The 22,994-nt window shown below is 49.6% G+C and carries 20 protein-coding genes; 11 read left to right on the top strand and 9 right to left on the bottom strand.

Annotated elements, in window-relative coordinates:
* Positions 1 to 289: 289 nt before the first annotated feature.
* Both xylR and xylE read right to left on the bottom strand, forming a co-directional pair.
* Positions 290 to 1,471 carry a D-xylose utilization transcriptional activator XylR gene (xylR, locus tag RSC70_RS18395; protein ID WP_234618339.1) on the bottom strand — a complete coding sequence of 394 codons (1,182 nt, stop codon included), beginning with the start codon at positions 1,469 to 1,471 and terminating at the stop codon, positions 290 to 292.
* A 121-nt stretch (positions 1,472 to 1,592) separates the two neighbouring features.
* Entirely contained in the window at positions 1,593 to 3,068 is a 1,476-nt protein-coding gene (gene xylE / locus RSC70_RS18390; protein WP_040044542.1) for a D-xylose transporter XylE, read from the bottom strand.
* A 383-nt stretch (positions 3,069 to 3,451) separates the two neighbouring features.
* Here xylE and xylA point away from each other — a divergent pair, with 383 nt between their 5' ends.
* Together xylA and xylB are read left to right on the top strand one after the other, a co-directional pair.
* Positions 3,452 to 4,771 carry a xylose isomerase gene (gene xylA, locus RSC70_RS18385; protein WP_130998299.1) on the top strand — a complete coding sequence of 440 codons (1,320 nt, stop codon included), beginning with the start codon at positions 3,452 to 3,454 and terminating at the stop codon, positions 4,769 to 4,771.
* A 64-nt stretch (positions 4,772 to 4,835) separates the two neighbouring features.
* A complete protein-coding gene (gene xylB, locus RSC70_RS18380; protein ID WP_332543135.1) occupies positions 4,836 to 6,299 on the top strand; it encodes a xylulokinase in 1,464 nt (487 codons plus the stop codon).
* 470 nt (positions 6,300 to 6,769) lie between these two features.
* Here xylB and flhA read toward each other — a convergent pair whose 3' ends face one another.
* Genes flhA through RSC70_RS18345 form a run of 7 tightly spaced genes read right to left on the bottom strand, consistent with a single transcriptional unit; the run spans position 6,770 to position 13,080 of the window.
* On the bottom strand, positions 6,770 to 8,866 hold the full coding sequence (gene flhA / locus RSC70_RS18375) for a flagellar biosynthesis protein FlhA (protein WP_282814834.1): 2,097 nt from the start codon (positions 8,864 to 8,866) through the stop codon (positions 6,770 to 6,772).
* Positions 8,853 to 9,989, bottom strand: coding sequence for a flagellar biosynthesis protein FlhB (gene flhB / locus RSC70_RS18370; protein WP_130998301.1), 1,137 nt, complete (start codon positions 9,987 to 9,989; stop codon positions 8,853 to 8,855). Before flhB ends, flhA begins: the two co-directional genes overlap by 14 nt.
* A complete protein-coding gene (gene fliR, locus RSC70_RS18365) occupies positions 9,989 to 10,762 on the bottom strand; it encodes a flagellar biosynthetic protein FliR (RefSeq protein ID WP_040044539.1) in 774 nt (257 codons plus the stop codon). The genes flhB and fliR overlap by 1 nt, the downstream gene beginning before the upstream one ends.
* A 6-nt stretch (positions 10,763 to 10,768) precedes the next feature.
* The gene (fliQ, locus tag RSC70_RS18360; protein WP_025799703.1) at positions 10,769 to 11,041 is read right to left on the bottom strand and encodes a flagellar biosynthesis protein FliQ; all 273 of its coding nucleotides are present in this window, start codon (positions 11,039 to 11,041) and stop codon (positions 10,769 to 10,771) included.
* Between the two features lie 2 nt (positions 11,042 to 11,043).
* Positions 11,044 to 11,799, bottom strand: a complete 756-nt coding sequence (gene fliP, locus RSC70_RS18355) for a flagellar type III secretion system pore protein FliP (protein ID WP_052439861.1) — start codon at positions 11,797 to 11,799, stop codon at positions 11,044 to 11,046.
* Positions 11,796 to 12,212 carry a flagellar motor switch protein FliN gene (gene fliN, locus RSC70_RS18350; RefSeq protein ID WP_234618341.1) on the bottom strand — a complete coding sequence of 139 codons (417 nt, stop codon included), beginning with the start codon at positions 12,210 to 12,212 and terminating at the stop codon, positions 11,796 to 11,798. Before fliN ends, fliP begins: the two co-directional genes overlap by 4 nt.
* Complete coding sequence (locus tag RSC70_RS18345; RefSeq protein WP_332543134.1) at positions 12,205 to 13,080, bottom strand: FliM/FliN family flagellar motor C-terminal domain-containing protein; 876 nt, start codon at positions 13,078 to 13,080, stop codon at positions 12,205 to 12,207. Before RSC70_RS18345 ends, fliN begins: the two co-directional genes overlap by 8 nt.
* Before the next feature lie 674 nt (positions 13,081 to 13,754).
* Here RSC70_RS18345 and RSC70_RS18340 point away from each other — a divergent pair.
* The 9 genes from RSC70_RS18340 to fliB all read left to right on the top strand — a co-directional run.
* The gene (locus RSC70_RS18340; RefSeq protein ID WP_046458864.1) at positions 13,755 to 14,798 is read left to right on the top strand and encodes a sigma-54 interaction domain-containing protein; all 1,044 of its coding nucleotides are present in this window, start codon (positions 13,755 to 13,757) and stop codon (positions 14,796 to 14,798) included.
* Between the two features lie 176 nt (positions 14,799 to 14,974).
* On the top strand, positions 14,975 to 15,346 hold the full coding sequence (locus tag RSC70_RS18335; RefSeq protein ID WP_025799693.1) for a flagellar hook-basal body complex protein FliE: 372 nt from the start codon (positions 14,975 to 14,977) through the stop codon (positions 15,344 to 15,346).
* 10 nt (positions 15,347 to 15,356) lie between these two features.
* Positions 15,357 to 17,012, top strand: a complete 1,656-nt coding sequence (gene fliF / locus RSC70_RS18330; protein ID WP_040044537.1) for a flagellar basal-body MS-ring/collar protein FliF — start codon at positions 15,357 to 15,359, stop codon at positions 17,010 to 17,012.
* The gene (locus tag RSC70_RS18325; RefSeq protein WP_025799690.1) at positions 16,987 to 18,027 is read left to right on the top strand and encodes a flagellar motor switch protein FliG; all 1,041 of its coding nucleotides are present in this window, start codon (positions 16,987 to 16,989) and stop codon (positions 18,025 to 18,027) included. The genes fliF and RSC70_RS18325 overlap by 26 nt, the downstream gene beginning before the upstream one ends.
* A 5-nt stretch (positions 18,028 to 18,032) precedes the next feature.
* A complete protein-coding gene (fliH, locus tag RSC70_RS18320) occupies positions 18,033 to 18,812 on the top strand; it encodes a flagellar assembly protein FliH (protein ID WP_115104182.1) in 780 nt (259 codons plus the stop codon).
* Complete coding sequence (fliI, locus tag RSC70_RS18315; RefSeq protein ID WP_130998302.1) at positions 18,809 to 20,125, top strand: flagellar protein export ATPase FliI; 1,317 nt, start codon at positions 18,809 to 18,811, stop codon at positions 20,123 to 20,125. Before fliH ends, fliI begins: the two co-directional genes overlap by 4 nt.
* A 16-nt stretch (positions 20,126 to 20,141) precedes the next feature.
* Positions 20,142 to 20,579 carry a flagellar export protein FliJ gene (gene fliJ, locus RSC70_RS18310; protein WP_025799682.1) on the top strand — a complete coding sequence of 146 codons (438 nt, stop codon included), beginning with the start codon at positions 20,142 to 20,144 and terminating at the stop codon, positions 20,577 to 20,579.
* A 19-nt stretch (positions 20,580 to 20,598) separates the two neighbouring features.
* The gene (locus RSC70_RS18305; protein ID WP_227741631.1) at positions 20,599 to 22,053 is read left to right on the top strand and encodes a glycosyltransferase family 2 protein; all 1,455 of its coding nucleotides are present in this window, start codon (positions 20,599 to 20,601) and stop codon (positions 22,051 to 22,053) included.
* 39 nt (positions 22,054 to 22,092) lie between these two features.
* Positions 22,093 to 22,994 (top strand): flagellin lysine-N-methylase (gene fliB, locus RSC70_RS18300; protein ID WP_332543133.1); only part of this gene is annotated, 902 nt, incomplete at its 3' end.

Genomic DNA, 22,994 nt, shown 5'->3' with positions numbered 1-22,994 from the left:
CGAGCAAGCGGACATGAATGTCCACAAACTGGGGTATGGCGGATGATGAATTCATCTTCACATCCTGTTCTAAATATCCGAAAAGGCACCATTATGCCTTACTACCAAGGTTCGCCCGTTAATTGGCAGTTAGCTGATTATATCTTGAGTGACGAGATAGACAGATAGCTGTTCCCGCCGCTTTGATATTAACGCCAATTCATTTTGGCTGACTTTAAAAGCGGCGGTTTCAGTCAGAGATGGCTAAGATTTTTCTTATCAAGTTACTGTTTTATTCACCAATGTTTCGTTATCCAATATTGTCACCAAAGCGATCGCGATAATCCTTCGGCGTCATGTTGTATCCCTTCTTAAATACTGAATAGAAATATTGCAGCGACGGATAACCGCACATCTGAGAAATTTCATTGATCGATAGCGAAGTGGCGATTAAGAGATTGCGGGCGCGATCCAACTTTTCTTCATGGATCACGGCATGAATGGTTTGCCCTGTTTCATCTTTAAACCGCTTCTCTAGATTTGAACGAGACATGCCCACGGCATCCAAAACCTGCTCAACCTTGATCCCTTCACAGGCATGGTGACGAATAAAGTGCATGGCTTGAATCACAGACGGATCGCTTAGCGAACGGAAATCGGTCGATCTCCGCTCCACTACCTTTATTGGCGGGACTAGAACACGTTGAGGAACCGACGGTTTTCCGCTTGATAGCAGCTGATGCAGCATTTTAGCTGCGCGATAACCCATCTGGCGCGTGCCCTGTGCGACCGACGAAAGCGCTACGCGCGACAAATATCGCGTGAGCTCTTCGTTATCGATACCGATAACGCTGATTTTTTCAGGCACGGCAATATCAAGATGCTCGCATACCTGTAATAGATGACGAGCACGCGCATCGGTAACGGCAATAATGCCGGTTTGTGGCGGCAGCGTTTGCACCCAGTCAGCCAGCCGATTCTGTGCGTATTGCCAGTTATCTGGCGTGGTTTCCATTCCTTGATACACCACGCCTTGGTATTGCTCTTTGGCGACCAACTGGCGGAAAGAATACTCTCGCTCTTGCGCCCATCGTTTATCGCTGCTGGTTGGCAGGCCATAAAAAGCGAAGCGATTGATGCCTTTTTCTTTGAGATGCAAAAATGCGCTTTCAACCAGCGCGTGGTTATCGGTGGCGATGTAAGAAACCGGTGGATAATCCTCTTCGCGATGATAAGAACCACCGACGCCGACAATCGGTACTTCAAGGTTGTTCAGCAACGCTTCGATTTCGCGGTCATCAAAATCGGCAATCACGCCATCGCCCAGCCAATCTTTGATATTGTCGATACGGCAACGAAAGTCTTCTTCGATGAAAATATCCCAATCACACTGAGAAGCCTGTAAATACTCACCCACACCTTCCACAACCTGACGGTCATACGCCTTGTTGGCATTGAATAACAATGTAATACGATAGCGTTTGGCAAACATGCTGACTCCATTAAACGATGATGAGTAAGGCGCAAACAGGGAAGCAAAATCGGGTGTGAAGGGGAGAGTTCATTATTTCAGAGTACTCATCCGACTTTACGCCGGATGAGTATGAAGGATTTTAGATTTTAATGTCTTGATCCTGTGAGCGAGGACGATGAGTCCACAGCGATTCGAGTTCCTCGAGTGATTTTCCTTTGGTTTCTGGAACATATTTCCACATGAATAATGCGGCGAGAATGCCCATGACGCCGTAAATCCAGTAGGAAAATCCATTATGGAAATGCGCCACCAGATAGGAGTTTTTATCCATCATTGGGAACGTCCAAGAGACAAAATAGTTGGCTACCCACTGAGCCGCCACGGCGACTGCTAGGGCTTTGCTACGGATTGCATTAGGGAATATTTCTGCAAGCAGTACCCAACAAACCGGCCCCCACGACATGGCAAAAGCCGCTACGTAAAATAGCATTGATGCGAGCGCCACCACGCCAGAAAGCTGGGCATAGAAAGCGGTACCTAAGCCAAACATCCCAAGCGACATACCCAACGCGCCGATAATCTGCAAAGGTTTACGACCAAATTTATCGACCGTCATAATAGCTACGACGGTGAAGGTTAAATTGATAACCCCAACGATGATGGTTTGTAGCAGGGCGATATCCGTGCTGGCACCCAAGGTTTTAAATACTTCTGGCGCGTAATACAGCACCACGTTGATCCCAACGAACTGCTGGAATACTGAAAGCATGACGCCGATAACGATGACTCCCGCACCAAACATCAGCAATCGCGCATTGGCATGTTCTGGATTATTGAGTGAGCGAGTAATTTCTTTCAGCGCGGGTTCGGCCTGTAATTTCCCCATGATGCGAGTCAGAATATCGCCTGCCCGCTTGGTTTCACCACGAGCGATGAGCCAACGAGGACTCTCTGGCACGGAAAACAGCAAACCAAAGAATAAAATTGCCGGAATAGCCTCTGACGCAAACATATAGCGCCAACCGATACTATTGAGCCATAACGCATCGCCAGAGCGCGCGATAAAATAGTTAACGCAATAAACCATTAGCTGACCAAAAATAATAGCAAACTGGTTGAATGAAACTAATTTACCTCTTATTTCTGCCGGTGCAATTTCCGCAATATACATAGGGGATAGCATTGAGGCCAACCCTACACCAACACCGCCAATGATTCTGTAAATAACAAATTCAGGGATGTAACCTGATAAATAAACGGGTATGCCTCCATCTGGATTAATAGTGCTTAATCCTAATTCTGGCCACCCAGAACCGATAGCAGAAATAAGGAAAAGCAGCGCAGAGATCATTAATGAGTTTCGACGACCAAAGCGATTGCTGAGATAGCCACCCATTGCACCGCCGATGATGCATCCAATCAGCGCACTGGCAACACAGAAGCCCAGTAGTGAGTTTGCTGCGGCTTCGCTGAGGCCTTGCGGCTGTACAAATACTTGATTTATCGAATCAACCGTACCTGATATGACCGCCGTATCATAGCCAAAAAGGAGTCCTCCCAGTGTGGCAACCAGCGTGATTCTAAAGATATAGGATGAGTTATAGTGCTGTTTCATAGTAATTGCCCTGCCTTACTTTTTAGACATGCAACATCTGATTTCTAATAAAAAAGCTCTTTTTTATTTCTATCCGTAGAGTGATACTGAACTTCTAATAAAAATCAGATAAGAGGTTTAGCCTGAAGATAAAACGGAGTTAATCCTCTAGTGGCAATCGTTTTAAAACAATTGTCATATTTTGCTTCTGAGTTATGAATTGTGTTTTTTATGACAAACATCATACTTCACCCCTTTGAGGATTATTTTTTGAGACTTTGAGATATAGAGCACAATTAATAATTCTCTTAATGGCGGTGTGAGATTTCGTAATTGATATGGTGAAGTGAGACTTCCAAGATGGTGACGTCAACGCACACTGAACCTACTTAGAGGGTATCGCCATGCAATCGTATTTTGATCAACTAGAACGTGTTCGTTTTGAAGGAACTCATAGCACTAATCCTTTAGCTTTCCGCCATTACAATCCAGACGAAATTGTTCTTGGTAAACGCATGGAAGAGCACTTGCGCTTTGCGGCGTGCTACTGGCATACCTTCTGCTGGAATGGTGCGGATATGTTTGGCATCGGTTCATTTAACCGCCCTTGGCAGCAGCCCGGCGAAGCGCTGGAACAGGCCAAGCGCAAAGCCGATGTCGCCTTTGAATTCTTCCACAAGCTGAATGTGCCGTATTACTGTTTCCATGATATCGACGTGTCGCCCGAAGGCGCTTCGCTTAAAGAATACGTTAATAACTTTGCTGTGATGACCGACGTGCTGGCTGAGAAGCAAGAAAGCAGCGGCGTGAAGCTGCTGTGGGGTACGGCAAACTGCTTTACGAATCCGCGCTACGGCGCAGGTGCGGCCACTAACCCAAATCCAGACGTTTTTGCTTGGGCTGCCACACAGGTTTGCCAAGCGATGCAGGCGACCAAAAAGCTGGGTGGTGAAAACTACGTGCTGTGGGGCGGGCGTGAAGGCTATGAAACTCTGCTGAACACCGATTTACGCCAAGAACGCGAGCAGTTAGGGCGTTTCATGCAGATGGTGGTCGATCACAAACACAAAATTGGTTTCCAAGGCACGTTGCTGATCGAACCTAAACCACAAGAGCCAACCAAACATCAATATGACTATGATGTTGCGACGGTTTATGGATTCTTAAAACAGTTCGGTTTAGAAAAAGAGATCAAGGTGAACATCGAGGCCAACCACGCCACGCTGGCGGGTCATACGTTCCACCACGAGATTGCCAGCGCAATTGCACTGGGTATTTTTGGATCGGTAGATGCCAACCGAGGCGATGCACAGCTCGGCTGGGACACCGATCAGTTCCCGAACAGCGTAGAAGAAAATGCGCTGATCATGTTTGAAATCCTCAAAGCAGGCGGCTTCACCACCGGTGGTCTGAACTACGACGCTAAGGTTCGTCGCCAAAGTACGGATAAATATGATCTGTTCTACGGCCATATTGGAGCCATGGATACGATGGCGCTGTCGCTGAAAATTGCGGCCAAAATGATTGAAGACGGTGAGCTCGATCGTCGCGTTGCGAAACGTTATTCCGGCTGGAACGGCGAATTTGGTCAGCAAATCTTGCAGGGAAAACTCTCTCTGGATGGTATTGCGCAGTATGCACAGCAAAACCAGCTCGCGCCGCAGCACCAGAGCGGACATCAAGAGCTGCTGGAAAATGTGGTTAATCGTTATATTTTTGGTTGATACTTTCCCCTGCTAACCTCCCCCTCTATTGGGGGAGGAACCGTTTGAGAACAGGAGCTACGCCATGTATCTGGGTATTGATTTAGGGACCTCCGGCGTAAAAGCCATTTTGCTCAGCGAAGAGGGCGAAGTGATAGCCAGCCATGGCGAGCCGTTACAGGTTAATCGTCCACATCCATTATGGTCTGAGCAAGATCCCGCATCATGGTGGCGTGCCACGGACGCGGCGGTGCTGGCGCTGGGGCAAAAGCATTCACTGAGCAACGTGCGAGCGGTAGGGCTGACAGGCCAGATGCATGGGGCTACGCTGCTCGACAAACAGCAAAATATTCTGCGACCGGCAATTCTTTGGAACGATGGGCGCAGCGCGCAAGAGTGTGGAGAATTAGAGGCCAGTGTGCCCAACTCTCGTCAGATTACCGGTAATTTGATGATGCCGGGCTTTACCGCGCCGAAGCTGAAATGGGTGGCAAAGCATGAGCCCGATGTGTTTGCTCAGATAGATAAGGTGCTGTTACCCAAGGACTACCTCCGCTGGAAGATGAGCGGTGTTTTTGCCAGTGATATGTCCGATGCAGCAGGAACGATGTGGCTAGATGTAGGCCTGCGTGATTGGAGTGATGAGCTGCTGACGGCAACGGGGCTTAATCGCAGCCATATGCCTGCGTTGTTTGAAGGCTCGCAGATCACAGGTGAATTACTGGCATCCATTGCGCAGCGTTGGCATATGCCGGTTGTGCCAGTGGTGGCGGGCGGTGGTGATAACGCCGCGGGTGCCGTGGGCGTGGGTTTATATCGTTCAGGTCAGGCGATGCTTTCGCTTGGCACATCCGGCGTCTATTTTGCCGTCAGTGATGGTTTCTTAAGTAATCCAGAAAGCGCGGTACACAGTTTCTGCCACGCCTTGCCGAATACGTGGCACCTGATGTCAGTGATGCTCAGCGCGGCATCGTGTTTGGATTGGGTCGCGAAACTCACGGGGCTTAGCAGCGTGCCTGAGCTGCTAAAAGAGGTGGAAAGCAGCGCTCCGGCAGAGGCTCCGCTGTGGTTTTTACCTTATCTCTCCGGTGAACGTACGCCGCATAATAATCCTGAAGCCAAGGGCGCATTTTGGGGACTGACTCATGAGCACCAGCGTGCCGATTTATGCCGAGCTGTATTAGAAGGCGTGGGCTTTGCGCTAGCGGATGGGATGGATGTTTTGCACGCCACGGGCTTAAAACCACAGGGTATTACTCTGATCGGCGGCGGTGCACGCAGTGCATATTGGCGGCAGATGCTGGCTGATATCAGCGGCCAAACCCTTGAATACCGAACCGGCGGCGACGTTGGCCCCGCGCTAGGCGCTGCACGTCTAGCCCAAATCGCACTACATCCGAGCACGCCGCTTGCCGAACTGCTCCCCGAACTTCCGCTGGAACAGGTACATCAACCTGATGCGGCACGATATGAGAGTTATCAAGAAAGACGACGTGTTTTCAGAGAGTTATATCGGGCGTTGGAGGTGTTTACATTGCCTAAAATCTAGGGTGAATATTTGCAGAGTGAGAAGCGTGATTTCGTCCGCCGGTCAGATTCGATATTTATATGCAAATATTATTGTTGGCGTCCGACGAAAGGTCGCTAGCGCGCGACCTCTCGACTCTCGCGCTTTTGTCCTGCGTTGTTAGGCCGACCGGTCTCGGAGCGTGCATCCCTGCACGCCCTCAACCTGCCGCCATCTTCCTGACGGCGGCTCTATATTGAATTTTACTTGAAGCTTTGGTAGGAAGAGCCACGCAGACAGGACGTCTGCGTGGAGTTTGGGGCGGCCTGGATGGCCGATACCAAACCGGAGCGGAGATGGCGTCGCGGATAAAAGCGCGCGGGTGTTGGGTGCGCGCGCTGGCGCACCCGACTCGAACGCCTTCGAATGAGGCTAAATGTGCATGCCGTAATTGAGAGGCGGTCGAAACCTGACATCATCCGCTTACAAGATATAAGCTTATTAAACAAAACCTAAGCCAACGTCCCCACAATACTCAAATCACTATCATCCGGCACTTCGTTATACGAAAGCACCTGCAACCCTACGGCGAATAGGCGTGCGTAGCGTGAAAGGATAGGGCGAAGCTGCGGAGCAACCAGCAAAATAGGCGCGTGCCCTTGTGCCTTCATCTGCTCGTGGATCATTGGCATGGTATTTTGTAACTGCGACAAAATATTTGGATCAACTGGGAAGCTATCTAGCGCCACTTTGCCTGCCTGTTGAGACTGATTCAGGGCACTCAGCAGCAAGTTTTCCAATTCATTATCAATGGTATATACCGCTAGAGAGCCTTTATCACCATTGACGCTATTAATAATGGCGCGGCGTAATGCGTAGCGCACGTCTGCGGTCAGCAAGATAGGGTCTTTGGTTACCGCGGCGCTTTCTAACAGCGTCGAGGCAATGGTGACAATATCTTTTAGCGAAACGTGTTCGGTCAGTAGCTGACGATAAATTCGCAGCAGTTGGCTGAAGTTAAGCGCACCAGCCAGATCTTCCGCCAGTTTGGGGGCCTGTAAGCCCAAACGCGCATGAAGATGGGTGATGTCGTCATAGTTGAACAAATCTGGCAAATAGTGACGCGCCACTTTATTCACGTGGGTCGCAACCACGCTGGCGCAATCCACAACCTGATAGCCCAGATTTAACGCCTTGGCTTTTTGTTCTGGCACGATCCAGATGATCGCCATGCCGTAGGCCGGATCGGTATCTAATACGCCGTCAATTTCGCCATACAGTTCAGCGCCCGGAATAGCCATTAACTTGTCGGAGTGAACTTCGCCGGTTGCCACTTTTATCCCGTTGATATGAATGGCGTATTGGGCTGGCTTCAGGCGGAAGTTTTCGCGAATCCGAATTTCGGGTAGCAATACGCCACAGGTTTCAGATATCACCTGTCGAACACCGCGAATACGCTGGGAAAGCGGGCTGCCTTTGGCGGAATCAACCAGCGTGACCAGCTTATATCCTAAGTTCAAACCGATAGGCTCGATAAGCGGGATACTATCCCAGCTCACGACCGGCGTATTGTCTTTGGAAATGGCTTCGCTGATAGCCTCCATATCGGTGACCGGCTCGGCTTTTTGCACCTTCTTGCTCTGTTTCCATCCGGCGAACAACAGCAAACCGGTGAAGCTGAGGAAGGCAATATGCGGCATGCCTGGCACCACGGCCAGAATGAACATCACAAACGCAGCGGTATAGAGAACGGTCGGTTTTGCTAACAGCTGAGTTTTGATTTCATCGCTAACGTCTTCACCATCGCTCACGCGGGTCACGATAATTGCAGCGGCGGTCGCCAACAGCAGGGATGGGATCTGACCGACCAGACCATCACCAATCGTCAGCAGAACATATTGCTGGAACGCATGGCTGGCATCCAAATCGTATTTAAAGATACCAATACAGATACCGCCGATCACGTTGATAATCAGGATCATGATCCCAGCAACGGCGTCACCACGAACAAACTTCGATGCACCGTCCATCGCACCGTAGAAATCGGCCTCGTTGGCAACGTCTTTACGGCGTGCTCTGGCCTGTTCCTGATTGATCAAACCGGCGTTCAGATCGGCGTCGATAGCCATCTGTTTACCCGGCAGGGCGTCTAGCGTAAAGCGAGCAGAAACCTCGGAAATACGTTCAGCACCCTTGGTAACAACCACGAAGTTGATGATCATCAAAATAACGAAGACCACAAAACCTACGACGAAGTTACCGCCAATCACGACCTGACCAAAGGCTTCGATAACCTTACCGGCAGCGCCTACGCCTTCATGACCGTGAAGTAAAACCACACGGGTTGATGCCACGTTTAGCGTCAGTCGCATCAGCGTGGTTATCAGCAAAATCGTTGGGAAAACGGCGAAGTCGAGTGGACGCTTACTGTTGACCGCAACCAAGAGCACCAACACCGCCAGCACGATGTTGAAGGTGAATAGGATATCCAGTACCAGCGGTGACAAAGGCAAAATAACCATTGCCAGTACGCACAGCAACAGGATCGGGACGCCGACGTTTCCCTGCCTTAATGTTGTAAAAGCCAGCTTTAACTTACTGTTTGCCATGCGTCTTTAGCACCTCTTTCGGGATCTCGATTTGCGTATTCAAACGGGGTTTAAATTCGGTTTGGCCTGAACGCCAAGATTTAATCTGCATCACATAGGTCAATACGTGAGCGATAGCGCGGAACAGCTGCGCTGGGATCTGTTGATTCACGCGGGTGGTGTGATAAACCGCACGCGCCAGCGGCGGAAACTCCACCACTTCAATGTTATTGGTCATCGCCACTTCACGGATATAAAGCGCAATATCATCTACGCCTTTAGCGACAATAAAGGGCGCTTGGGCTTTATCGGGGTCATACTTTAACGCCACCGCATAGTGCGTTGGGTTAGTCAAAATCACGTCGGCGGTGGGTACGGTTTGGTTAATCTGTCCCATTGCCATTTGCCGCTGTAGCTGACGAATACGCCCTTTAATTTGCGGATTACCGTCGTTATTTTTGTACTCTTCTTTCACTTCCTGCTTGGTCATGCGCATCTTTTTGGTGAACATGAATTTGCTAAGCGGCACGTCAATAAAGGCAAATATGACGATAATGGCCACGAAATAGCTGAGAACGTGATGCAAAATGTCGAAGCCAGCCATAATGGCCTGACGCAGATACATGGTTTGCAGTTGTAACAGCGGTGTCAGGGAGTCATGCACCATCATGTAGAGCGTTATTAGCAATACGCCACATTTCGCCAGCATTTTTCCCACGTCCACGTAGTGGCTGGCAGAAAACATGCGTTTTACACCGCTGATCGGATTAATTTTTTTAAAATCAGGAATTAATTTATTTGGCGTAAAAATCCAGCCGCCTGGCACCAAACTGGCAACAATACACGCTACCGGGATCGGGATCAGCGTGGCGATAAACTTCAATAAGATAAAAACGTTACGCAGTAAAAACTGCTCAATCACGCCATCATCATCCAGCTTGTTTCCCATGATGCTCACCGACATAAAGGATTCGCTGATCAGGTGCTTATAAAAAGGGAAAAAAACCGTCATGGTGATAAACGAGGCCAGTAAACCGGTCGCCATCGTCATATCTTTGGAGCGGGGGATATCACCTTTGCCGCGGGCTTTTCGTAATTTGCCCGAGGTGGGTTTTTCGCTCTTATCACCTGAACTGGCAGACATCAGTTCACCCTCATATTGTCGAGGCGCGCCAAGATCTCGTTGGTTAGATTGAGATAATGGTCGGGGACGTTAGCGATAATCAGCGTCATACACAGCAGGCCAAACAGCATGCTGATGGGGAAACCGAGCGAAAACAGGTTCAACGTGGGTGATACGCGGTTTAGCAGACCAAATCCGCCCTGCACAATCAGCATCACGAAGGTGGTTGGCAAGGCAATTAGCGTGGCTGACGACATTATCCAGCCCAAGCTCAGTGCCAGCGTGCGCAGTGAAAATTCATTGATGGCTTGCCCGATAGGCCAATAGACAAAGCCTTTGTACAGGATGGTCATAAACAGCAGGTGTCCATCCATAGTGAAAAATAGCAGGGCACAAAATACAAAAATAATCTGTGAAATTACCGTGGTGGAGGAGCCGCTGCTGGGATCGTTCATCATCGCCATACCGAGGCCCATATTCATCGAAAGAATATGCCCCGCGGTTTGCAGCGCAACAAACACCAGCTGTAGGGTCGCACCGAACAGAAAACCCCACAGAATTTGCTCGCCCATCAAAATCACGCTGCGCATCGACATCAGTTCGGTGAGCACCACGTTATTGTGCAGCATGGGGGTTATCAGAATAGAAAGCCCCAGCGCAGTGCCAATTTTGATGCGGCGTGAAAACGACTTCTGATCGAAAATTGGGCTGAAATGCAGAAAAGATAAAATACGCACGAAAGGCAGCCAAAGCGCCAACAGTGGCGTAATTAACGTCTGAATATCAATGCCCATAGCGATTTATCCAACCAGTACCGCAGCTTGGTGGAAGATATCGATGGTGAAATCGGATAGCTGAGTCAGCATCCATTTTCCACCAAAGATCAGCACCAGTAGCGTCATGACTAGACGAGGCAAAAAACTCAGCGTTTGTTCGTTAATCTGCGTGGTGGCCTGAAAAATACTCACGCACAGGCCAATCAACAGGCTGGGAATAATCGCCACCACAGAGATCATCAGCACAAGGCGAATACCGCTGGCCATGATGTCGCCAGCAACGTCCATCGTCATCATGGCTATAACCCCTGTACGCTAGAAGTTAGTGTGCCGACGATAAGCGTCCACCCGTCACACAGCACAAACAGCATCAGCTTGAACGGCAGTGAGACGATCAGCGGCGATAGCATCATCATACCCATCGCCATCAGAATGCTGGCGACGATCAGGTCAATGACCAAAAATGGAATGTAGATCATAAAGCCAATCTGAAACGCGGTCTTAAGCTCGCTCAGAATATAGGCTGGCGTCACCACGGTCAGATCCTGCTCTTCGGCCGCTCCAGTCACCTGAGCGATACCCATCATCTGCGCCATCGCTTTTTGGCTGGTTTGCGCCAGCATATATTTTTTCAGCGGCGCTTCAGCCTTCACCAATGCTTCTTTCATGGTGATCTGATCGCTTTGATACGGTATGACGGCATCGTTATAGACCGTGGTCCAAACCGGACGCATAACCAATAGCGTTAAGGCCAGCGCGATGCCGGTCAGGATTTTATTGGGTGGACTTTGCTGTAGACCTAACGCCTGACGCAAAATGGCCAGCACGATAATAAAGCGGGTGAAGCAGGTCATCATCAGCACCATGATTGGCAGCAGGCCAAGCAAGGTCATCAGGATCAGGATTTCAATTTTGACGTTGTAATCCTGACCGCCGCCGTTATCTGCGGTGCTAAATAGCGTCACGTCTCCGTTTGCGGCAAGCAGCAGTGGAGAGAAAAGCAATCCGATGGTGAGCAGTAGCGTTAAGCCACCGGAGCGGATCAGGCGATTCATCGTGCCAGCTCGCCTAAATCTTTGCTGTTGAACTCGATAATGCGCAGGCCGTATTTATCATTAAGTACCACGACTTCTGCCTTACCGAACAAAATGCCGTTCACTTTAATATCCAGTGGTTCGCCTGCGAGCTTGTCGAGTTCGATCACGGAATCGTTGTTAACCGTCATCAGCTCAGCCAAAGAAATCTCTACGGAGGCAACTTCTAAAGTCAACGTGACGGGAATGCGGCTAAAGAGCGACATTTTGCGCATCTTATCCAGCGGGCTTTCGGCGTTGCTGTCCTGCTGCAAATCGTAGCGAGGGACGTTGTCGCGATTCTGGCTTTCTGTCGTATCAGTCTGAGGGGCTTCTGACAGATTGAAATCGTCGAAGTTAAGATCCTGCGCCAGGTCGGTTTGTTGATCACTCATAGTTCATCTCGGTGGTTTTATCGTTGAATTCAGACAAGAACAATTTGCCGCGGTCTTCTGCTACCACGGCGCTAAACATCTGCTCTTTACCGATAAAGATAGGAAGCTGCTCATTCAACGAAATAGGAATGACATCACCAGCTTCAATATTTAATAATTGGGAAACCGTTAGATTTAAACTCGCCAGTCGGCCATTCAGTTTCAACGGTAAACCATAAAACATGCGTTCAATTTGAACAGGGGTAATATTTTCACGCGGCTGAGTTTCTTCGATTGGCCCACGCATATTAGATAGCATTTTATCCACGTGATGGTTATCTAATAGAATAGAGAACCCCCCTTTCTCGTAGCCTTCTAACCAGAACGTTACGCAATAAGACCACTGGCTAATTACCGTTGAGTAATCATTTTTTATTTCTAATGATTCACCAAACGTTTCCTGATTGATAATTAATTGCGTTAATTCTTGCGCCAGTTTTGTTTTTAGTCGTTCTTCTGTTTTTGTTGTAGGTTGTTCTAAATCAGGAGATAGACGCGTGTTGTCTTTGCTTAGGCCGTAATAATCGTGAAGAATATCGAGCAATAAAATACGATCGATATCAAATGCAATATTTCCATAAGGCGTAGAAAAAATTTGCGCGTTCTTGTAATTACAGTCCATTTTAAATGTCATTTTATTTAACGCGACATTAACACGATATTTCTTCAAGAAATAAATACTCAGTTTGGCATCTAAGATGTCAAAACAGTCGTTCATAATCTTTGGCAGTTTATGATAAGGACGTCCAAGCTTATTCACTTCCAGCTTAACCAAGTCAGGATGCTGGTTTTTGTTGTGTATTCTGATTCTGTTTGCTGAAGGCTGCATTTTTATTCCAAGTGTGACTTTCTTCTGGCAGCTTAAGCTTCTTCAGTCATACCCTGAATCGTGAAATATCTTGGGTACATCAAGGTTCGAATAGTGCTTGCCAAAAAATGTGTAAAAAAATTCATTTGTTACTTAAGTTATGATTTCAGTGAGTCGTACTATTTATTTGAGAGCTACAACTCTAAACCGATAACGCTCGACAATCTTCACAACACATCCTTTTTCACGGGAATAGGATTAAACCTGCATTCCACTTTCTATACAAGGGGTGTTGGCTTATTAATCTATTATTTTTATTAGATTAATATCCATTAATAACTTTGTATCTTATTGATTATAGTGCCTTTATTTTTTAATACTCATTAAAAACAAGACAATGATTAAGGTATCTATATACTCCGTTTTATTGAATCGTCACCTAAGTAAACTAATAACTATGTTTATTATCTTTAAGGCGATACGACTAGATTATAAATATGTTTTCTAATTGTTAACTAGAACGGATTACCGGTAACAAAGAGGGTTTTAGATATTTTCTCTCTTTTAATGTGTCATTGCTTGTATAGAGATAAATACTCTATTGTTATCACCTTTGCAGCACACATTAATACGGTATGAAGATACCTGCATATTATATGTAGGCCACTCTCGGTTTATAGAGGCTGCAATACACCATGAATATTATCGTCGATCACAAATCTCACAATGAGAACGGATTTATTGCTAATGCGCCATCTAGTGTTAGCGTGTTTTCATTAGCCCGTCGCGTGGCCAACTTTAATGTTTCTGTACTCATTACGGGTGAGACCGGTACGGGTAAAGAGTGCGTCGCCAAATACATTCATCACCATGCGCTTGGTGAGAATGCACCTTATATCGGCGTAAATTGTGCAGCGATTCCAGAAAGTATGCTGGAAGCTATTTTATTCGGTTATGAGAAGGGTGCTTTTACCGGTGCAGTAACCAGTGTTCCAGGTAAATTCGAACAAGCTAACGGCGGAACTTTATTGCTTGATGAAATTGGAGATATGCCACTTTCGTTACAGGCTAAATTATTACGTGTATTACAAGAGCAGGAAGTTGAGCGTTTAGGTAGCCATAAACGTATCCCTCTTGATATTCGTTTAATTGCATCAACCAATAAAGATTTGCAAGTTGAGATTGCGGAAGGGCGTTTTCGTCAGGATCTGTTCTATCGTTTATCCGTGGTGCCTATTCATATTTCACCTCTGCGTGAACGCACCCAAGACATTATTCCTTTGGCGCTACGCTTCATTCAAAAATATCAGGCTTTCCATGCGGGTAAAACTCAGCTGACTGATGAAGCACGTCAGGCATTGTTGCAATACAACTGGCCAGGCAACGTACGTGAATTAGAAAACGTTATTCAGCGCGGACTGATTCTGAGTAATAACGGCGTGATTAAAGGCAGTGATTTTGGCCTAGCCGCCACACCAATTCCAGCCGCACCGGGAATGCCGATGTTGCCTGCCTATGATGAAAATGCGCCCGTTTCAGCAAGCGGTGCCGTTCCCGCTATGCGTAACGTGAAGCTGCATGGCCGTATGGCTGAATTCCAGTACATCGTCGATCTGCTGAAACGCCATAAAGGCAACAAATCTAAAACAGCTGAATTTTTAGGTATTACGCCGCGTGCGCTGCGTTACCGACTCGCCTCAATGCGCGATGAAGGCATTGATGTGGAATGTTATTCGTAATTGCGAAGCTGGGGTGAGCTGACCTTGTCATTCATCCCCACCCAAACCCTCCCCTTAGCAGGAGAGGGAACCGTTCAGCGTAGGTTGCGAAAACCTAGATCGGCTCCTCCCCCTGAGAAGGGGGAGGCTGGGAGGGGGTTGGTAAGGTCCCGCTCACCCCGTAAAGGAAATAAGTGATGGATAAGATTGAAGGTTTAGGTATGCCAGCGTCGCAGATGCAAATGATGCAGCGCATGCAGCAAACCGCGGCGGCAGCGTCGGCGGGCATTGCGCCAAACATGGCTATTGCGCCAGCGAACACGTCTTTGTTCTCTTCCGCGCCGCAGTCTGTTTCGTTTGGTCAGGTGATGAATAACGCCATCAACCATGTCGATCAAATGCAGCATGTTGCCAGTGCGAAACAAACGGCGATTGATACCGGCCAAAGTGATGATTTAACCGGCGCAATGCTGGAAAGCCAGAAAGCCAGCGTGGCCTTTTCTGCCATGGTGCAGGTGCGCAATAAGCTCACCACGGCGCTGGACGAAGTTATGAATATCGCCCTCTAAAGGTTAGTCAGTGTTAAACAAAATCAAAGCAAAAATCCCCGCGTTGCCGCAGGGTATCAATAAAAATATGGTGATGATTGGCGCCGCAGCCGTTGTGCTGACCGGCGCTATTGTCATTTCTTTATGGCGCAGCAATCAGGGCTATGTCGCGCTATTTGGCTCTCAGGAAAACATACCGGTTTCACAGGTGGTTGAAGTTCTGGGGGCAGAGAATATTGCTTACCGTATCAATCCTGATAACGGCCAACTCCTGATTGATGAAAACAATCTGCCAAAAGCCCGCATGGCGTTGGCTGCCAAAGGTATTTCAGCGGTAATGCCAAGCGGCTACGAGCTGATGGACAAAGAGGAGATGCTGGGCAGCAGCCAGTTTATCCAGAACGTTCGTTACAAACGCAGCCTCGAAGGTGAGTTGGCGCAAAGCATCATGGGTTTGGATCCGGTTGAGCATGCGCGCGTGCATCTTGGCCTGATGGAATCCAGTTCGTTTGTGATGAGCAATAAACCCGACAGCAGCGCTTCCGTGGTGGTGCGTTTACGCTATGGCAAAGAGCTGAACGATCAGCAGGTTGGGGCGATTGTGCAGCTGGTTGCCGGTAGCATTCCCGGCATGAAAGTCGCTAACGTGCGCGTTGTCGATCAGAACGGCGCTTTGCTGTCTGAAGGCTTCCAAGCGGGTAATTCCAACATTGCCGGTATCCGTCAGGGCAACGACGTGATCAACCGTCTAAAAGCCGACACCGAAAAGAATATTGCGAACCTGCTGAGCTCCGTGGTGGGTACTTCCAACTACCGTATCAGCGTCGTGCCACAGGTTGATATGAGCAGCGTTGAAGAAACGCAGGAACGTCTGGGTGGCGATCCGCGCATCAGTAATGAAAGCGTGAATCAGGAAAACACCACCAACGAATTAGCGATGGGCGTTCCGGGTTCCTTGAGTAACCGTCCGGCTCCGCCAGCTCCTGCGGCAGGTGCAGCCCCCGCCGATGCGAACAACAACCAACAGGCACTTTCCACGCGCAATCAGGCTCAGCGTAATTACGCCTACGATCGCGACGTGCGCCATATCCGTCATCCGGGATACAAGCTGGAAAAAATGACGGTCGCCATTGTGTTGAATAAAGCGGCTCCGGCGTTAGCCGAATGGACGCCAACTCAGGTGACTGGCCTCACTAAATTAATTGAAGATGCGGCGGGCATCAGCCGCGATCGCGGCGACTCGCTCACGCTCGACATGATGGCATTTACGGCCCCGGCTGATATCGATATGCCGGTGATGACGTGGTGGCAAGACCCATCTATTCAGCGCTGGGGTGAGATGGGCGGAATCGGCTTCTTGGCTCTGCTCGCCGTGCTGTTTGGTGTGCGTCCGGTTGCGCGTCGATTCAGTCAGGTACGTGAGCCAGTGACCGTCGATGCCATCGCCGATGAAATGCCAGATAACAAGCTACTTGAAAAAGATATGGTGACGACGGATGAGGGACTTACCCAAGGGCTCCCTAATGCCATCGCTTTCCAAGAAGACAACAATCTGCCGCCGCAAAGCTCCGGTCTGGAGACCAAGGTGGAATATATGCAAATGCTGGCTCAACGTGAAACCGAGCGAGTGGCTGAAGTATTGAAACAATGGATTAACAGCAATGAGCGTGATGGCACAAAACAATAGTAGTCGAATCGGTTCGAACGCCAACAGCGAACGTAGCCGCATAGAACAAGCCGCTATTTTGATGCTGAGCATTGGCGAAGCAGCGGCGGCGACCGTGATGCAAAAACTCAGCCGTGAGGAAGTGATTCGCATCAGCGAAACCATGGCGCGTATGCACGGCGTTAAGGTGGCGCACGCTCGTCAGGCGATTAATAACTTCTTCCAAGATTATCAGGAACAAAGCGGCATTAACGGTGCTTCGCGAACTTACCTGCAAGGGATCTTGGAAAAATCACTCGGCGGTGAAATTGCCCGCAGCGTGATCAACGGTATTTATGGCGATGAAATTCGCTATCGCATGGCGCGTTTGCAGTGGGTGGATATTCCCCAGTTGGCTGCGCTGATTGAGCAAGAGCACTTGCAGTTACAGGCCGTGTTCTTGGCTTTCCTGCCACCGGAAGTGGCTGCTGGCATCCTGACTTACCTGCCTGAAGAGCGTCAGGACGAAGTGGTTTACCGCATCGCTAAGCTGGACGACGTGAACCGCGACGTCATTGATGAACTGGATCGACTGATTGAACGCGGCGTTGCCGTGCTGTCAGAACACGGTTCGAAGGTCACCGGTATTAAGCATGCGGCAAATATCGTGAACCGTATTCCTTCTAACCAGCAGATTTTGTTAGACCAACTGCGTGAACGTGACGAAGAAGTGGTGGATGAGCTGAAAGATGAAATGTACGAATTCTTCATTCTTAGCCGTCAAAACACCGCCACGTTGCAGCGTCTGATGGATGAAATCCCGATCGAAGATTGGGCCGTGGCGCTGAAAGGAACCGAAACCGTTTTACGCCAGTCCATTTTCAACGTGATGCCAAAGCGTCAGGTTCAACTGTTGCAAAGCACCACGGCCCGCTTGGGCCCAGTGCCGGTTAGCCGTATCGAGCAGGTTCGTAAAGAGATCATGAGTTCAGTGCGCTCGCTGGCTGAAGATGGCGAAATTCAGGTACAGCTCTTCGCTGAGCAAACGGTGGAATAACGGTCATGCATAAAGAAAACCAAAAATCAGTTTTTGCGCCGCTGAATAGCCGCCGTGCCGCTGCGCGCCAAAGTGCCGTTCCACGCCAGCATAAGTTTCCGCCTTTGCGGAAAAGCTGGCAGAAAGCCAATGGATTAACGGGCGAAAGCGGCGACTTAATGCAGGCGCTCGATCCGGCAGAGTACCAAAAGCAACTGATGGATGGTTTTCAGGACGGATTGAACCGTGGCTTTGCTCAGGGTCTGGAAGAAGGCAAAGAGGAAGGCTATCAGGAAGGCGTAAATACGGGTTTTGAAGAGGGAATGCGCAAAGGTTTTGCCGAAGGCAAACTGGCGGGCAAACAGCAGTTTATCGATGCCGCTGAGCCGCTCGATTCCCTCACCGCTCAGCTACAGCGTTATCTCGATGGTTATGAACTTCGTCGCCGTGAAGAACTGTTGCAACTGGTAGAAAAAGTGACACGCCAGGTGATCCGCTGCGAGCTGACATTACAGCCAACTCAGCTATTAACGCTGGTGGAAGAAGCACTCAGCAGCCTGCCGCAAATCCCCGATCAGCTCAAGGTGTACCTCAACCCAGAAGAATTCCGCCGCATTAGCGAAGCCGAGCCTGAGAAGGCGCGCGAGTGGGGGCTGTGTGCGGACGCGGATATGGCACCGGGCGAGTGTCGGGTAGTGACCGACACCTCCGAAATGGATGTTGGCTGCCAGCATCGCCTCGATCAGTGCATGGACGTGCTGCAAAGCAGTTTATTGCCTGATACCGCTGATGAGCTAGTTGCATGATAAATACCGACTTTGAGCAGGCGCTAAAATCCATTGAAAACATCAATCTGGCACGCGTGGCCGGTCGTTTGGTGCGAGTAAACGGCATTCTGCTGGAGTGCGTTGGCTGCCGCTTAGCGGTAGGGCAACTTTGCCGCGTAGAAAGCACTGAACATGAGTTGATGGATGCGCAGGTTGTCGGTTTTGACCGCGATGTCACTTACCTGATGCCGTTCAAACACCCCGTCGGTTTAATTGCGGGCGCGCGTGTATTTCCGGCTGAAAAAGATGAAGGCGTACTGATTGGCGATCAGTGGCTAGGCCGCGTGGTGAATGGATTGGGTGAACCGCTTGATGCCAAGGGCAAACTTGGTGGCGATACCTTATTACCTCAGCAAATTGCGCAAATTCACCCGCTGACGCGACGTCCGGTTGAAGAGCCATTAGACGTTGGTGTGCGCGCTATCAATGGTTTGCTCACCATCGGCAAAGGGCAACGTGTCGGCCTGATGGCCGGCAGCGGCGTGGGTAAAAGCGTGCTGCTGGGCATGATCACCCGTTATACCCAAGCAGAAGTGGTGGTGGTTGGGTTAATCGGTGAACGTGGCCGCGAAGTGAAAGAGTTTATTGATAATTCGCTGGGCGCTGAAGGCATGGCGAAATCTGTAATCGTTGCGGCACCGGCGGATGAATCGCCGCTGATGCGTATCAAAGCTACCGAACTTTGCCACTCTATTGCCAGTTACTACCGCGATAAAGGCAAAGATGTACTCTTGCTGGTGGATTCACTCACCCGTTACGCGATGGCGCAGCGTGAAATTGCGCTGTCATTGGGCGAGCCTCCGGCAACCAAAGGCTATCCGCCTTCGGCGTTTGGCATCATTCCCAAACTGGTGGAAACCGCAGGTAACAGCACTGGTGCGGGCACCATGACGGCAATATATACGGTTCTAGCCGAAGGCGATGACCAGCAGGATCCGATAGTGGACTGCGCGCGAGCGGTGCTCGACGGACATATCGTTTTGTCTCGTCATTTAGCAGAAGCAGGGCACTATCCGGCTATCGATATTGGTCAGTCAATCAGCCGTTGTATGAGTCAGGTGACACAGCGCGATCACCAACGTGCGGCTCGCACCCTCAAACAGCTGTATGCCGAATATATGAGTATCAAACCGCTGATCCCCCTTGGGGGCTACGTGGCGGGAGCCGATCCCACGGCCGATCGCGCGGTAAAACTCTCTCCGGCAATCCACAATTTCTTGCAGCAGGAAGTCTCAGACGCCGCGCTGCTTAACGGCACCATCAGCGATCTTTGCCTGCTGGCACGGGCTTAACCGGATAGGTATCCCTATGAGCAAGATGATTTCAACGCTGGAACAGCTGCGTCAACTGCGTAACCGTGCGGTACAGGACATCAGCGGGAAGCTCTCTTCGCAGAAGCAGCTTTGCCAGCGCTATGAACGCAATATTGCCGCACTGACCGAGCTTTCGGCCGGAGTGCCGCAGCTACAGGGAAGTTCGGCATTGCTGATGAATAACCAGTCTGGCTATAAGAAAAACATTCAACGCGTGATCGAATGGCAGAGACAGGAACAGGCACTGGCGGATATTCAGGCTAAGCAGCTACAGGCAGATTTAGTTCATGAAGCGCGACGTGAGAAAAGCGTGGAGCTGGTACTCGAACAGCGCCGTGATTTCGTGGCGCGTGAACGTGAGCGGCAGGCGCAAAAAGTGACTGATGCGATCTCGACCCAGTGCTGGCTGCGCCGTCAGGCCGCGACGCGTTAATCAGATACGGTACATAAGTGTGAATAACAAACTGAATAATAAAAAAAATACCTCGTCGAATTTGATGAACCATCTGCTCCAACGCCAGGGCAGTCAGCGGGTTGAAGGCGAAAAACCTTTTGTGAGCGTGGTGTGTCCAAGCTACAACCGCCGCGAGTTTTTACCTTACTTGCTTTATATCTATCAATATCAGGATTACCCCGCCGATCGCCGTGAACTGATCATCGTGGATGATTCACCACACAGCAGCCAAGATCTGGTGGATATGCTGGTCGACCCTAGCATGGAGAACGTCCGCTATATTCACAGCGATCGCCGTCTGATGCTGGGTGAAAAGCGCAATATGCTTAACGATCTGGCTAAAGGTGAATATATCGTCTGTTTCGACGATGATGACTACTATTCGCCGCAAAAAATCTCTTATCAGGTGGATGAACTCCAGCGCAACAACGCGCTGTTTTCAGGTTCCGATCAGATCTACGTTTGGTACAGCCATCTCAATAAAATCTACCGCACTCATCCTTTTGGGCCGAAGCATGCGCTCAACGGCACTTTTGCCTACCACAAAAATTTTCTGAGAAAGCATCGTTATGAGCATGACGCGATGCTGGCTGAAGAACAGGGCTTTCTGAATAATTTTAGTGCACCGGTATTACAAATTGACCCCAAGCGCGCCATTTTGTGTGTATCGCACAGTGCTAACACCTATGACAAAGACTACATCATGTCGAGCTGTGAACCGGTTGATCTGACGCTGGAAGACTTCGTTCAAGACACTAATCTGCTGGCGCATTACCGCCGCCTAAGCCTGACGCCTTCGACCCAGCCTGTTTATTGGGAATGCTTTGAGAAAGTAGCGGTGCTGTTTGATCCCGCCAGTGAAGCTGACTTGTCCGATCGCTGTCAGGCGCTGGTGGCGTTTGGTATCCCTTCTGAACGGCTGGTGTGTTTGCCTAAGCAGATTGAATCAACGCGAGAAATTTCAGAGCTCACTACGCATTGCCACGTTCTGGAGCAGGCGCAGCAGCAAGGATGGCGCAACGTATTGATTTTGGACGCCGATATTCAGTTCGTGAAAAAAGAAAATACGGTCACCAACGTCAATGGTTTGCTCAAAGCGTTACCCAACATCGAATGGAACGTCGTGCTGTTAGGCGCTAAGCATTTTGAGATGCACCTGATGGAAAGCTTGCCGTCTGTTGGCCGAGTTTATGACGCGCTTTGTGGCTGCGCGTATGCCATCAATAGTAGTTATTTCAATACATTACTGACCCACTACCGTGAATGTTTAACCTCGTTGCAAGCGGGTGCTGAACCCAAAGCCGCACGCATGGATATGCGTTGGAAAGAGCTGATGCAGCAACATTGCTGGCTGGCATTTCACCCCAGCTTCGCTTACCTGAACCGTGATTGGGATTACTTGCAGGATAAAGAAATTGACTGCACTCACTGGTTCTTTAGAAAACCTAAGTAAAGAGCAGCGCGTGAGCGCGTTGTTCTGGAGAAGATTGAAATGCAACTGATTGAAAGTTATCAGCCTGAATATGTGGCTCGTTTTGTGGCTCTTCAGGAAACGTGCAACTGCCCTAAGTGTAAAACTGAGCAGGGCGAATATCCGCGAGTCACTCAACGCTTCCAGAATCAAGAGCGTGAAAGCCTGATGCTGGGCTGTGAAAGCGCGGTGCGTGAGACATTGCTCAACCCTGAGGCTTTTGTGCTACATCCGGTTCAAACACAGGCTATGGCGAAAGACGCTCTCAGCCCGTGGCTGGAGCAGGTGAACCAGCAGTGTATCAATTTAACCATTCAGCGTGCCATGAATTTGGAGTGCAGCCTGTATGCCATCGGCGTGCTGTTGAGCAAGGCGCAAACTTTGTCAGAGCAAGGCGATGAGTCCTGTGAGCAGATTGCTTCCATGGGTGAACAGCTGATGTTGCTGGCCGATCAAAATATGCTCCAGCAGCAACTGGGGATGCTGCCGCCGATTGTTGAGAGCCGGCTGGAAGCGCTGCAAGGAATGGGCGCGCTGCGTTTGAATCTGAACCTGCCTTTACCGCAAAAAATGCCGATGATGCTGAAACTCAGTGAGCTAAGCATTATGCAACCGGCACGCTTAGCAGAACGCCTACAGGAGTTAGAGGCCGCTTGGCAGACCCAAACTCTCTTTACAGAACAGCCGCATATTCTGCGCAATGCGCTGCTGTATAGCCTATATCACCACGTGTTCCCTGGCATTGATGCCAAGAACTATGGCGAATCATTCTTGGCACTGGTGCGCCATTTCTTCCGCCTGAAAATGCTGTGCGCGATGTGGTTAACCGATAACGAGCAATTAACCGAAGAAAACGTGGTGACGCTGTTCAGCGCCTATTTTGCGTGGCAGGCAACGGAAACAGCCCAGTTCAATGCCGATCA

The sequence above is a fragment of the Hafnia sp. genome (assembly GCF_036648275.1).
In the GTDB taxonomy this organism is placed as follows: domain Bacteria; phylum Pseudomonadota; class Gammaproteobacteria; order Enterobacterales; family Enterobacteriaceae; genus Hafnia; species Hafnia alvei.
The sequence above is the reverse complement of the archived record's forward strand: the minus strand, read 5'-3'. Positions and strand labels throughout refer to the sequence as shown.

Coding starts and splice junctions, on each gene's coding strand:
- xylR (WP_234618339.1), bottom strand. CDS start 1,471: ATGTTTGCCAAACGCTATCGTATTACATTGTTATTCAATGCCAACAAG.
- xylE (WP_040044542.1), bottom strand. CDS start 3,068: ATGAAACAGCACTATAACTCATCCTATATCTTTAGAATCACGCTGGTT.
- xylA (WP_130998299.1), top strand. CDS start 3,452: ATGCAATCGTATTTTGATCAACTAGAACGTGTTCGTTTTGAAGGAACT.
- xylB (WP_332543135.1), top strand. CDS start 4,836: ATGTATCTGGGTATTGATTTAGGGACCTCCGGCGTAAAAGCCATTTTG.
- flhA (WP_282814834.1), bottom strand. CDS start 8,866: ATGGCAAACAGTAAGTTAAAGCTGGCTTTTACAACATTAAGGCAGGGA.
- flhB (WP_130998301.1), bottom strand. CDS start 9,989: ATGTCTGCCAGTTCAGGTGATAAGAGCGAAAAACCCACCTCGGGCAAA.
- fliR (WP_040044539.1), bottom strand. CDS start 10,762: ATGGGCATTGATATTCAGACGTTAATTACGCCACTGTTGGCGCTTTGG.
- fliQ (WP_025799703.1), bottom strand. CDS start 11,041: ATGATGACGATGGACGTTGCTGGCGACATCATGGCCAGCGGTATTCGC.
- fliP (WP_052439861.1), bottom strand. CDS start 11,799: ATGAATCGCCTGATCCGCTCCGGTGGCTTAACGCTACTGCTCACCATC.
- fliN (WP_234618341.1), bottom strand. CDS start 12,212: ATGAGTGATCAACAAACCGACCTGGCGCAGGATCTTAACTTCGACGAT.
- RSC70_RS18345 (WP_332543134.1), bottom strand. CDS start 13,080: ATGCAGCCTTCAGCAAACAGAATCAGAATACACAACAAAAACCAGCAT.
- RSC70_RS18340 (WP_046458864.1), top strand. CDS start 13,755: ATGAATATTATCGTCGATCACAAATCTCACAATGAGAACGGATTTATT.
- RSC70_RS18335 (WP_025799693.1), top strand. CDS start 14,975: ATGGATAAGATTGAAGGTTTAGGTATGCCAGCGTCGCAGATGCAAATG.
- RSC70_RS18325 (WP_025799690.1), top strand. CDS start 16,987: ATGAGCGTGATGGCACAAAACAATAGTAGTCGAATCGGTTCGAACGCC.
- fliH (WP_115104182.1), top strand. CDS start 18,033: ATGCATAAAGAAAACCAAAAATCAGTTTTTGCGCCGCTGAATAGCCGC.
- fliI (WP_130998302.1), top strand. CDS start 18,809: ATGATAAATACCGACTTTGAGCAGGCGCTAAAATCCATTGAAAACATC.
- fliJ (WP_025799682.1), top strand. CDS start 20,142: ATGAGCAAGATGATTTCAACGCTGGAACAGCTGCGTCAACTGCGTAAC.